The sequence below is a fragment of the Mesorhizobium oxytropidicola genome, assembly GCF_056174625.1.
Window position 1 is genome coordinate 90916 of the sequence record NZ_JBWBWK010000003.1, and the last position, 12085, is coordinate 103000.

Annotated in this window: 12 protein-coding genes; 7 read left to right on the forward strand and 5 right to left on the reverse strand. The window is 59.6% G+C overall.

Annotated elements, in window-relative coordinates:
* Positions 1-167: 167 nt before the first annotated feature.
* Positions 168-416, forward strand: coding sequence for a helix-turn-helix domain-containing protein (locus AC0V8S_RS39835; RefSeq protein WP_475439430.1), 249 nt, complete (start codon positions 168-170; stop codon positions 414-416).
* A gap of 66 nt (positions 417-482) precedes the next feature.
* On the opposite strand, the gene tnpC is transcribed toward AC0V8S_RS39835, so the two are convergent.
* The 3 genes from tnpC to tnpA are packed head-to-tail and all read right to left on the reverse strand — an operon-like array spanning position 483 to position 2907.
* Positions 483-2054 (reverse strand): IS66 family transposase, encoded by a 1572-nt coding sequence (tnpC, locus tag AC0V8S_RS39840; RefSeq protein WP_475439065.1) that lies wholly within the window; start codon positions 2052-2054, stop codon positions 483-485.
* A gap of 54 nt (positions 2055-2108) precedes the next feature.
* Positions 2109-2477: an IS66 family insertion sequence element accessory protein TnpB gene (gene tnpB / locus AC0V8S_RS39845; protein WP_475439064.1), complete on the reverse strand. Its 369-nt coding sequence runs from the start codon at positions 2475-2477 to the stop codon at positions 2109-2111.
* Entirely contained in the window at positions 2443-2907 is a 465-nt protein-coding gene (gene tnpA, locus AC0V8S_RS39850) for an IS66-like element accessory protein TnpA (RefSeq protein ID WP_475439162.1), read from the reverse strand. Before tnpA ends, tnpB begins: the two co-directional genes overlap by 35 nt.
* 358 nt (positions 2908-3265) lie before the next feature.
* Between tnpA and AC0V8S_RS39855 the strand changes: the two genes are divergently transcribed.
* A complete protein-coding gene (locus tag AC0V8S_RS39855; protein ID WP_475439431.1) occupies positions 3266-4246 on the forward strand; it encodes a GlxA family transcriptional regulator in 981 nt (326 codons plus the stop codon).
* Between the two features lie 67 nt (positions 4247-4313).
* Here AC0V8S_RS39855 and AC0V8S_RS39860 read toward each other — a convergent pair whose 3' ends face one another.
* Positions 4314-5288 carry a GlxA family transcriptional regulator gene (locus AC0V8S_RS39860; RefSeq protein ID WP_475439432.1) on the reverse strand — a complete coding sequence of 325 codons (975 nt, stop codon included), beginning with the start codon at positions 5286-5288 and terminating at the stop codon, positions 4314-4316.
* Between the two features lie 153 nt (positions 5289-5441).
* Here AC0V8S_RS39860 and AC0V8S_RS39865 point away from each other — a divergent pair, with 153 nt between their 5' ends.
* The 5 genes from AC0V8S_RS39865 to AC0V8S_RS39885 all read left to right on the forward strand — a co-directional run bounded on the left by AC0V8S_RS39865 (position 5442) and on the right by AC0V8S_RS39885 (position 10841).
* Positions 5442-6803: an MmgE/PrpD family protein gene (locus AC0V8S_RS39865; RefSeq protein WP_475439433.1), complete on the forward strand. Its 1362-nt coding sequence runs from the start codon at positions 5442-5444 to the stop codon at positions 6801-6803.
* A complete protein-coding gene (locus AC0V8S_RS39870) occupies positions 6800-7174 on the forward strand; it encodes a CocE/NonD family hydrolase (RefSeq protein ID WP_475439434.1) in 375 nt (124 codons plus the stop codon). Before AC0V8S_RS39865 ends, AC0V8S_RS39870 begins: the two co-directional genes overlap by 4 nt.
* Positions 7175-7403: 229 nt before the next feature.
* A complete protein-coding gene (locus tag AC0V8S_RS39875) occupies positions 7404-8360 on the forward strand; it encodes an ABC transporter permease (RefSeq protein WP_475439435.1) in 957 nt (318 codons plus the stop codon).
* Positions 8357-9211 carry an ABC transporter permease gene (locus AC0V8S_RS39880; RefSeq protein ID WP_475439436.1) on the forward strand — a complete coding sequence of 285 codons (855 nt, stop codon included), beginning with the start codon at positions 8357-8359 and terminating at the stop codon, positions 9209-9211. Before AC0V8S_RS39875 ends, AC0V8S_RS39880 begins: the two co-directional genes overlap by 4 nt.
* A complete protein-coding gene (locus tag AC0V8S_RS39885; protein ID WP_475439437.1) occupies positions 9204-10841 on the forward strand; it encodes an ABC transporter ATP-binding protein in 1638 nt (545 codons plus the stop codon). Before AC0V8S_RS39880 ends, AC0V8S_RS39885 begins: the two co-directional genes overlap by 8 nt.
* A 301-nt stretch (positions 10842-11142) precedes the next feature.
* Here AC0V8S_RS39885 and purU read toward each other — a convergent pair whose 3' ends face one another.
* The gene (gene purU / locus AC0V8S_RS39890) at positions 11143-12027 is read right to left on the reverse strand and encodes a formyltetrahydrofolate deformylase (protein ID WP_475439438.1); all 885 of its coding nucleotides are present in this window, start codon (positions 12025-12027) and stop codon (positions 11143-11145) included.
* Positions 12028-12085 lie beyond the last annotated feature (58 nt).

A 12085-nucleotide genomic window follows, 5' to 3' on the forward strand; every position in this document is an offset into this window, starting at 1 on the left:
GGACTATGCGGTGTCCGCAGCATGCAGGCCGATTTACTCCATCTATTCTAGTCGGTTATAGTACTCAATCGGCTTTCTCGCTCCGCACATATTGCCTTAGGCGTCTTCGACCGCCTCGGCTCCTGGTTTGGTTGCGGCGCGGCAATCAGCCTGGGAACAGCGTCAGGATGGGAGCGTCGCCAGGGACGTCACGGAGGTTACCATTTCGTGGCTCAATCCCAGATTGCTGTGTACGCTTCGCCGTGCGCCTGGACGAGGCCCATCGGCTGCTCGAGGAAAGCATCGAGTCCATTGCCTCGATCGCGCTGCGCTGTGGCCTCGTCTCCGCCTCGCATCTTGGTAGCGCGTACCGCAAAGCCTTCGGCCGTAGCCCTGGTGAAGAACGGCGAAATCCAAGCTCCGTTAGTACAACGTAAGCGCTCATTTCCATGCGCGTTGACGCGGCCCGTTTGACGGGGTCGCTGTCAGACGGCTGCATCGGATCATGCAGCGGCGGTTTTGGCGAAGTTGAAGGGCAGCAGGTCGGTGATGTCGGCGTCTGTGGCGCGCTGCGGCAATTCGCTGAGGACGTGGCGCAAGTAGGCCAAGGGCTCGATGCCGCAAGCTCGGCATGTCAGCATGAGGCTGTAGACGACGGCACTGGCCCTGGCTCCGTCCACAGTGTCGCTGAACAGCCAACTTTTTCTTCCAGTGGCAAAAATCCTGATGTCGCGCTCAAGCAGGTTGTTGTCGATCGGCATCCTGCCGTCTTCGGTGTAGCGCGTCAGGTACTCCCACTGGTTCAGGGTGTAGGACACGGCGTCGCCGATCTTGCTGTCGGGCAGGACCTTCGGGGCTATGTCGTCGAGCCATGCCTTGAGAGCATTGAGGATGGGAACGCTGTGTTGCTGGCGGAAACGGCGGATGCATTGATGTCGCGTTTCGCCCTTGTCCGGCTTTTCGTTGCGCGTCTGGCTTTCAATCCGGTAGAGCTGTTCGAAGAACTTCAGCGCCTGCTCCGGCGGGCCGCCGCCTTTCTTTCTGGTCTTCAGTGCATCGACGAAGCGACGTCTGGCATGGGCCATGCACCCCAGATGGGTCGCTCCTGCCAGCGTGCGCCAGGCGGTATAGCCATCGCTCATCAGGATGCCGCGGTAATCACCGAGGAAGGCCTGCGGATAGATCTGGCCGCGGCCGGGCTGATAGTCGAGCAGCACGATCGGTTCGTCGCTGTCCTCTCCACTCCGATACGCCCACATGAAGGATGTGCTGGTGGCTTCCCTGTCCTTTTCCTTCAGGACCTGGACCGTCGTCTCGTCACCATGGATGAGCGGTTGTGACCGAAGCCGTAGCTTCAGGGCATCATAGATGCGGGAGAGATGCCTCTCGCTCGATCCGATCACCCAATGGCCCAGAGCGCCGCGGCTGACGGGAACGCCGGCACGCTCGAAGGCCTGGGCCAGACGGTAGAGCGGCGTGCCATCGACATATTTGTGGACGAGCGCAAAGGCCAGCGTCGAGGCCGTGGCGATGCTGCCCGGCAAGGGCTGCGCGGGCATCGGGGCAATGACAACAGGCGTATTGATGCCGGTCCGGTCGCAATGGCGGCATGCATACTTGAACCGCACATTCTGCAGGACCTTCGCCTTCACCTCGATATGGAGCTGCTCGGTGACGGCCTCACCCATGCGATGCATCTGGTGGCGGCAGCAAGGACAGGCCTTCTGACCGTCGGCAAGGTCATACTCGACGCGCTCGCGCGGCAGGTGTTCCGGCAGAGGCTTGCGGCCACGCTTCTTTCCCTCCGGCTTTTCGGTGGACGGAAAGCCGGTGTCCGGCAGGTCGACGACATTGCCATCTTCGCTGCCGGCGTCGTCTTCATCGGCAATCTGTTCGGCTTCATTGAAGAGGCGATCAACGTGCTTTTCGCTCTTCGGCGCAAAACGATGCAGCCGCGCTAGCGCCAACTCTTCCTCGAGCTTGGCCACGCGTTCTGCGAGCTGGCGGTTCTGCGCCTGCAGCGCAGCAATGCGCGCCATCAACTCCTCAACAGTCGGTTCACCAGGTCGATTCATCGTAGTTTTGAATCTGAACCGCACCGACGCGTCAACCGCACAATTCGGGAGCCGTCAGCCCGCAACCTGATATTGCCGCACCGGATGGCGCACCATTGCGTCGATGTCGATGCCGTCGAGAATCCAATGGAGCTGCTCGGTCGTCAGCGTAACCACCGCCGTCTCCCGGCGCGGCCACCGGAACTTGTCCTCGGTCAGCCGCTTTAGAACCAGCACGAAGCCGGACCGGTCAAAGAACAAGAGTTTCATCCGGTCGCGACGGCGATTGCAAAATGCAAAGACCGCAGGCGCAAATGGGTCAAGCTCCATCACCTCCTGAACCAGGACCGCAAGGCTGTTGATGCCGGCCCTAAAATCGATCGGCTCGCGGTGCAGGTAGACGTTGAGATCAGCGCCCAGTCTGAACATGGCCCAGAGCTCCAATGATCGCCGTCAACGCGTCTACATCACCGCATTCCAGCACCAGCTTCACGCCGTTCGGTAAAGACGCGCTCACCTTGGCTGCGAGTGGCGATGAGCCCATGCTTTCCTGCTTCGACAGCCGCTCTTCACCACGCGCAGCAGGCCTGTCCACCGAATTGCTCTGCATAGGCAGGCTGTGGTCCGCAGCGGTGACTTGAACTGGAATGAACACAGACGGTGCAGGTGGCGGCAAAGCACCGGCGTCTTTGGTCGTCTTTATCCATTTCCGAAGAAGGTTGGCATTGATCCCATGTTCAAGCGCAAGTCGCGATACCGACACGCCAGGCTCAAGGCAGGCCGCAACTAGCCGCTCTTTCGACGCCGGGTCGTACCGCCTGCGGCCGTTGCGCAAAATCCGCCTCACCAGCAGTTTCTGTTCATCGTCCTCAATCACTTGGTGTCCACCTCCGTTAAGTGGACACTTCATGCCAAAACACGCTCAATGGAAAAAGGTGCGGAGAAATTCGCGCTTACAGTACAACAAACAGGATAGCCCGTGACGAGAGGTTTCAGACGATGCAGAAGATCGACACAAAAATCGGTGATGTGGCTACGGACCCTGTTGCGTTCGCTTCCGTCGCATGGGGGCATTGTGCATTGTCTGGAGGCGGATGACTCGCGCGCGGCAGACAAAAAGGAATCCCGATCCGGACTCTTATGTCAGGCAGAAACCACTGGGGTGCTAGAGTGCGAATGCTGCATTGCTTCGCCTAAGCAGGGAGGGAGATGTGACGATAGCACGAGATTCCGTGTTTGATGTTGAGGAGAGACCCCAAGTCTTTGTCTTCCTTCTATTGCCCGGTCTATCTCTAATGAGCCTGGCCTCGGCAATTGAGCCGCTGCGCAGCCTTAACCGATTGATACAACGGCCCGCTTTCCTATGGAGATTCGCTAGCCCAACTGGCGCCGATATAGAGGCTTCTATGGGCATTCCGCTGCCGACGCTGGAGTACAACGCGGCGCTCCGCGGTGCAGACTACCTCTTCGTCTGCGCTGGTTTGCATACTGAGTTGAACGATGAAAGACGCTATCTCCAAATTCTTAGGGAGGCGGGGCGTCGTAGACTTACGATTGGATCGATATCAACAGGCACGCGACTGCTGGCTCGGGCTGGTCTGCTGTCAGAGTATCGCTGCACGATACACTGGGAGAGCCGTTCTGCTTTTCAAGAAGAGTTCCCCAATCTTGACTGTACGAACCGGCTTTACGAAATCGACCGCGACCGCTTGACCTGTTCGGGTGGGACTGCGGCGATGGACATGATGTTGCATCTGATTTCGCTACAGTTCGGCAGAGATCGTGCTCGGAGCGTTGCCGATCAATTCCACCATGAGCATATCCGAAATGAGAACGAGGATCAATTCGGTGGACGCCTCGAACATCTAGCGCATCTGCCAGAAAACATGCGATGCGCGATCGATCTAATGCAGCGTCATGTTGAGGAGCCGATACCAGTCCCACATATCGCCCAACGGGCAGGGCTGTCTGTGCGTCAGCTCGAGCGCCGATTCAAAATGCACGCCGGCGTAACGCCTCAGCGGTACTACATGCAACTCCGTGTACAGCGTGGGCGCGAGCTTCTCATCTACTCTAGCCTATCTGTCATCAACGTAGCTCTATCTTGCGGTTTCGATTCAGCTTCCCATTTTTCCGCATGGTACAAACGAATCTTCGGAAAGAGCCCATCTGAATCGCGGAGACAAGAACGGACGAAAAGCGGTCGGCTCTGAACGCTTGACACGAATTTGTTGCAGCAAGCCGAGCGGCCCGTTCGCTTGAAGCCGCGTAGCGGTCGAACTATTTTGGAGAGCCTTTCCAGGTGCGGTCTGCGCCGGGCAGGGAGCCGAAACGCTGGCGATAAGCGCGCGAAAAGTGGGATGTCGAGTTAAACCCGCAACGAATAGCGATTCCGAGGACCGACATTGAGGTATTGCGCAGCAGCCGTCGTCCTTCATCGAGGCGTATCCGAACATAATGCTGCGCCGGCGAGCATCGCAGGTGGCGCGCGAAAAGCCGCTCCAGCTGCCTGCAGGAAACGCCGGTACGGCTGGCGATTTTCGGAAGTCGAAGCGGCGTTTCTATGAATTGTTCCATCAACGCCACTGCGCCGATTACGGTCGGGTGGGCGACGTCCAGCCGGTGACGTAGCGCCATGCGTTGGTGATCTTCCGGCCGCCTGGTCGATCCGTAGATGAAATTCTCCGCAACCATGCTGGAAAAAGCGTTGCCTTGCCGGTACCGGATGATGTCCAGCATGGCATCCATCGCTGCCAGGCCTCCCGCGCAGGTGAAGATGCGTCCATCGACCACGTAAAGCTCATCGCTCACTTCAGCCCTAGAGCATGAGGCCCGCAGGGCATCGATATAGCCCCAATGCGTAGTGCAGTGCCTGCCGTCGAGAAGCCCTGCATCGGCCAGCACAAAACTGCCCGTACTGACGCTGCCAAGGCGAATTTTTCGTCGATCCATGCGACGCAGATATTCCCTCAGTTTTCTATTGCCATACGTCTCGTCGGAATGGCCGCCGCACACGACCACTATGTCGAATTCACCGCCGCCATCCAAGGGAATGGTGGGGACCGCGAGCCCGGTGCTCGATTGGATGGAACCGCCATCGACGCTGACATTCGTCCAGCGGTAACACTGCTCGCCGGCCATCCTGTTGGCGCCGCGCAGGGGCTCCGTGAGAGAGGAGAACGACATCAGCGAGAAGTCCGGTATCAGGATGACGCCGACGTGCAGCGGTTTTATCCCGTTAACAGATGCGTCCACCCGAGCCTCCTCTCTTTGGTCTCCGCATTGTCCCCTGAAAGACGTGCAGAATGCAATCAATAGTGTCGTATTGTTACGTAATCTCGTCGAAAAATGTGACCCCACGCCTAACGACCTAACTCATACTGGCCTTCCTTGGAGAGGCAAGCGGGCATGGCACCTTCATCTGCATACCAGTTCATTGCTGGCACCATTTACCAGGAGCTTCCTGCCGCTGTGCAGGACATGGTGAAACGGTGCCTTCTCGACCTGGTAGGCACGGCAATCGCTGGCACGCAGACCCCCCTGTCGCGAATAATCCGGAACCATGCAATTCGTGCCTTCGGGGCAGGTGCCGGCGCTCCTTCGGCACGATTGATGTTCGATGGCCGCAGGGCCAGCCCAGTTGGGGCGGCATTGGCCGGCGGCATGACGATTGACAGTTTCGATGCGCATGACGGTCATGTGCTTACCAAAGGCCACGCCGGCTGTGCCATCCTGCCGGCGTTGCTGGCCGTCGCCGAAACGAGGGACATGAGCGGTGCGGAGTTTCTCGCTTCGCTTGCCGCCGGCTACGAGATCGCCATCCGTGCTGGCATCTCCCAGCATGCTACCGCGCCGGATTATCACACCTCCGGGTCGTGGAATGCGCTGGGCGCGGCGGCCATAGCGGCGCACCTTTGGGGGCTCGACGAGACCCGGTTCCGGCATGCGATCGGCATTGCGGAGTTCCATGGCCCCCGCAGCCAGATGATGCGCTGCATCGACTTTCCCACGATGCTCAAGGACGGTTCGGGTTGGGGCGCCATGGCGGGCATCAGCGCGGCTTACCTGGCCGAAGACGGCTTTACAGGGGCGCCTGCGATTGTCGTGGAAGGCGATAATGTCAAATCCTTCTGGAACGATCTCGGCAAGGAATGGCGGTTCTTGGGAATGTATTTCAAGCCGTATCCTGTCTGCCGCTGGGCGCAGCCATCCGTCGAGGCCGCGCTTATACTTAGACGTAAGCACAATATCCTGCCTGAAACGATCGATCATGTTGAGATCGACACATTCGACGCAGGAGTCAGGCTCAATCAACGCAGGCCGGAAACCACCGAGGAAGCCCAGTATAGCCTGCCGTTCCCTGTTGCCGCGGCACTCGTGCGTGGGCAATTGCTTCCAACTGATATTGCCGGCGCATCGCTCGTCGACGCCGAGATATTGTCGATGAACGACCGCATCAAGCCGATCACCGTACCCGAAATCGACAAGCTGTTTCCTGCCGAAAGAATGGCGCGGGCGCGGATCTACCTCAAAGATGGTACCGTCTTCGAAAGCGAATTGACGACTGCGCGCGGCGACGCCGAAAGGCCGTTGTCGGATGCCGAAATTGCAGCGAAATATCACTCGGTCGCCGACGATATTATCGGGAGCGAAGGTGCGGCCGTGCTTCGCTCCTCGATCGAAACGCTGGATAGCGCACGTTCCGTGCGCGGACTGCTGGACCTCGTGCTTGCCCCGGCCGATGCACAGCGCAAAGCGGTGGCAGCTTGAGTGACGAATACACGCCCCAGGAATGGGCCGACGCGGTCGAAGTCTGGCTGTCCTCGCAGTATTGGTGCGACGGAAATGTCGGCATGATGGGCATCTCGCGGAACGGCTTCAACTCGCTGCAGCTCGCCTCGCTCGCTCCCCGGGCCCTGAAGGCGATCATTACGTTTCCTGCAGAACGATTTGCCCGCGCCATTCTGCGCATGCGATATGGTCGCGAATTCGAGCCCGCCGATCTTCCAGCTGTTGGTGATCCGTATAACCCTTTGTCTGATCAGGACATCAGCGAAAAGTTCACGGTCAATGCTGTGAAGCGGGGCACGGCGAGGCGAAAAACTTCGCACGTTGCTGGTTCGAGGCCTGACAGCGAATAGTGAGCTCGCCGTGCGCTCGAAAGGATTCGAGCGCGCGGCGAGGCTCTGCACATCCAACTATTGAATAAACAGGAGACATCATGGTTTATACTTCGAACGGTGAACGGGAAACAGCTCAAGCGGCCCGACAGGTGCTTGCCGACTCGTTCATTTGGGATATGCATCCGATGATGAACGGCCTCACGTTCAGCAAATGCTGACTGACTGTCTGACGCGAGCCCGCCCGGCTATGTCGCCCATCGTGAGACTGATCGTCCAGCGCATTGCGTTGGGCGTTCTGCTCCTCTTCCTTGTCTCGATCCTAATCTTCGCCGGCACGCAAATCCTGCCTGGTGACGTGGCGCAAGCGATTCTCGGCCAGCAAGCGACTCCAGAAGCGCTCGCCAATCTGCGCGCCGAGCTTGGCCTCAACGATCCAGCCTATTTCCGCTACTTCCGCTGGCTTGGCGGCGTTCTGACCGGCGATCTCGGGACCTCGCTTACCACGGGGCAGGAAGTCACCGCGACGCTGCTGCCCCGGCTGTGGAACACGCTGTTCCTCAGCTTCTGGGCGGCGATCGTGGCGGTGCCGCTCGCCATTGTCCTCGGCCTGATTTCGGCGCGCTACCGCAACGGTTGGGTCGACAAGCTCATATCCGGCTTCGCACTCACCTCGACTTCGCTTCCTGAATTCTTCGTCGGCTATCTCCTTATCTATTTGTGCGCCGTTAAGTTGCAGTGGTTTTCGAGCATCTCAACAGTCTATGACGGCATGCCGTTTCTCGACAGGATGAAGGCGATTGCCCTGCCAGCAACGGTGCTGACGCTAGTCGTGCTCGCGCATATGATGCGCATGACCCGCGCCGCGATCCTTAACGTGATGCAGTCGGCCTATATCGAAACGGCCGAGCTCAAGGGGCTGCGGCCGATCGAGATCATCCGCCGTCACGCCTTCCCGAACGCAATCGCGCCGATCATAAATGTCGTGATGCTGAACCTCGCCTACCTGATAGTCGGGGTCGTTGTGATCGAAGTGATCTTTGTCTATCCGGGCATGGGCCAGTACTTGGTCGACCACGTTTCCAAGCGCGATGTGCCCGTGGTGCAGGCAGTGGGGCTGATCTTCGCTGCCGTTTATATCGGCCTGAACATCGTCGCCGACATCGCGGCAATAGTCGCCAATCCGCGCCTGACGCATCCGAAATGAGTGTTTCGGCAGCCCCTCTCGTCAAAGCGCGGCGTCGCATACCGATCGGCGCCGCGATTGGTCTGTTCTTCACCGGATTGTTCCTCTCCACGGCGATCTTCGCGCCGCTGATCGCGCCGCACCCACTCGGCGAGATTGTCGGCGACGTCTGGATGCCGATGTCGGCGAAATTCCCGCTCGGCACCGACAATCTCGGCCGCGACCTTCTTTCGCGCATGATCTACGGCACCCGCACCACGATCTTCATCGCGGCGGTCGCGACTGCGCTTTCCTTCACGCTGGGGTCGATCCTTGGCTTCACCGCGGCCGTCGTCGGTGGCTGGTTCGACATGACGATGTCGCGTTGCGTGGACCTCTTGATGTCAATCCCGACGCTGATCTTCGCCCTAGTCGTGCTTTCGGTGCTGCCGTCCAACTTGGTGACGCTAATCCTGCTGATGGGGACACTGGACTCCACCCGCGTCTACCGGTTGTCACGCGCGGTCGCCGCGGACATCAACGCGATGGACTTCGTGGAGGCGGCCAAGCTGCGCGGCGAGGGCCGCGCTTGGATCATCTTCCGCGAGATATTGCCGAATGCTCTATCGCCGCTGGTCTCCGAACTCGGCCTTCGCTTCATCTTTGCCGTGCTCTTCCTGTCTGCCCTGTCGTTCCTTGGCCTTGGTGTGCAGCCGCCACAAGCCGACTGGGGCGGCATGGTGAAAGACAACAAGGACGGCATCGTCTTCGGCATTTCCGCTGCCCTGATGCCGGCAGCCGCGATCGGGGCGCTGGCGATCTCCGTCAATCTGGTCGCCGATTGGATCCTCAACCGGACCACCGACCTCAAGGGAGGGCGCGGCAATGGCTGATACCTTGCTCGATATCCGCAACCTCCGCATCGAGGCGACTGTCTATCCGCCCGGCGAGCCACCCCGCACGGCAACAATCGTCGATGATGTTTCGCTGACATTGGAAAAGGGCAGGGTGCTTGGCCTGATCGGCGAATCCGGCGCCGGCAAGTCCACGATCGGCCTGTCGCCGATGGGCTATGGCCGCGGCGGTGTGCGTATCACCGGCGGCGAGGTCATCCTCAACGGCCGCAACATTCTCCAGCAGAGCAAGAACGGCATCCGCAAGCTACGAGGCCGCGAGGTCTGCTATGTCGCGCAATCGGCCGCAGCCGCGTTCAATCCAGCGCAGCGGCTGATGGACCAGGTGGTGGAATCTTCGCTCAAGCACGGCGTTGCCAACCGCGCCGAGGCTGAGAAGCGGGCCATCGCTCTCTTCAAGAAACTAAGCCTGCCCGATCCCGAGAATATCGGCCGCCGCTATCCACACCAGGTCTCGGGCGGCCAGCTTCAGCGTGTCATGACCGTCATGGCGCTTTGCCCGGAACCCGACCTGATCATCTTCGACGAGCCGACGACGGCACTCGACGTGACAACCCAGATCGATGTCCTGGCGGCGATCAAGGACGCCATCCGGGACACCGGCGTCGCGGCCCTCTACATCACTCATGATCTCGCAGTCGTAACGCAGGTCGCCGACGACATCATGGTGCTGCGCCACGGCAAGATGGTCGAAAAAGGCACGACGTTCGAGATCATCAAGCAGCCGAAGCAGCCCTATACCCAAGCGCTGGTCTCGGTACACCATATCGAGCACGAAGAGAAGCAGCCGACACCGAAGCCGATCCTCTCGGTGAAGAAAGTCACCGCCGCCTATGGCAATGGTATCGTCAAGGTGCTTAAAGACGTCACCGTCGATGTCCATCCGAGTCAGACGCTTGCCGTTGTCGGCGAATCCGGTTCCGGCAAATCGACGCTCGCCCGCGCCATCACCGGCCTTCTTCCGCCGCAGCAGGGCGAGATCATTTTCGAAGGCCGCAAGCTCTCCAGCCGGCTGGCGGACCGCAGCAAGGACGATCTGCGCCAGCTTCAGATGATATACCAGATGGCCGATGTGGCGATGAACCCGCGCCATAGCGTCGGCACGATCATCGGCCGGCCGCTCACCTTCTATTTTGGCCTGAGGGGTGCCGAACGGGACAAGCGGGTCAAGCAGCTTCTTGAGGAAATCGAGATGGGTGCGGGCTTCATTCACCGTTATCCGGCCGAGCTTTCCGGCGGGCAGAAGCAGCGCGTCTGCATCGCCCGCGCGCTGGCCGCCAAGCCGAAGCTCATCATCTGCGACGAGGTCACCTCGGCGCTCGATCCGCTGGTGGCGAACGGCATCTTGAAGCTGCTCCTCAATCTGCAGAAGATCGAGCAGGTCGCCTATCTCTTCATCACCCACGACCTCGCGACCGTAAAATCGATCGCTGACTCCATTGCCGTCATGTATCGCGGCGAGTTGGTGCGCTATGGCGCGAAGAGCCAAGTGCTCACGCCGCCCTTCGACGATTATACCGATCTGCTGCTGTCTTCGGTGCCCGAGATGGAAATCGGCTGGCTGGAGACAGCCATCGCAGGCCGGAAGATGGCGAGTGCGGGGAATTGATATTCATAGCAAGCTCGAGAAGAGCTATCGCACCATGTCGGTAATTTCCAGGGAATGTTTAGGTCTAACGACCAAAAACGGCCAGTTCTCCATGTTCGGCCATTTTCCCCGATAACAACTTACCGGCCAGCATACCTTCACCTCGTGGACTGCATACCGGAACTACCTGCGGTCGGGTCTCGAATGCCGCCAGCCGCCACCACAACTACCCTCACAAGTCTGGTAGTTCCGACTCACGGCCGCGAGCTGGTCCGCCGCTCACTCTCTTCAGCACCTCGCACGCGCCGACGACTTAAGCCCTTCACCCCATCCGCTCGGAAGCATGTGCGCCGGGCGATGGCGGGAAAACCACGGTCCGGTGGCCGTTCAGGAAGGTGCGGTGCTGGATATGCGCATGGATGCTGCGGGCCAGTACCTGCGCTTCCACGTCACGTCCGATAGACACATAGTCGGCTGAGCTCTGCGCATGGGTAATGCGCGCCACATCCTGCTCGATGATCGGACCTTCATCCAAGTCAGCCGTCACATAGTGGGCGGTGGCGCCGATCAGCTTTATCCCGCGCTCGAAGGCCTGCTTGTAGGGGTTGGCCCCTTTGAACGAGGGCAGAAATGAGTGGTGGATGTTGATGATGCGACCCGACATCTTCTGGCACATCGCATCCGATAAGACCTGCATGTAGCGCGCGAGCACGATGAGCTCGGCGCGCGTCTCCTCTACAATCTCCATGATTCGGGCTTCGGCCTGCGGCTTGTTGGCTTTTGTGACGGGCACGTGGTGGAAAGGCAGGTCGTGGTTGATGATCACCTTCTGGTAGTCGAGGTGGTTGGAGATGACGGCAACGATGTCGATGGGCAGGGCGCCGATGCGCCAGCGGTAGAGCAGGTCATTCAGGCAGTGGCCGAAGCGCGACACCATCAGGACGACCTTCATCTTCGCTTGGGCGTCGTGAATGTTGAAGCTCATGGCGAAGTCATTTGCCACCTCGGCAAGGCCTTCTCGCAGTTCTTGCAGGCCACGCCCCTCCTCGCTGATGAAGCTCATCCGCATGAAGAAGCGATCGGTTTCGGGATCGTCGTATTGTGCGCTGTCATTGATGTTGCAGCCGTTCTTGGCGAGAAAGCCCGCCAAGGCGGCGACGATGCCGCGCCGGCTGGTGCATGTCACGGTCAGAATATACTTGCTCATGGGTCCATCCAGAAAGAAATAGGTCCGGCCATCGCGGACGAGAGAAATGCGAGAGCAA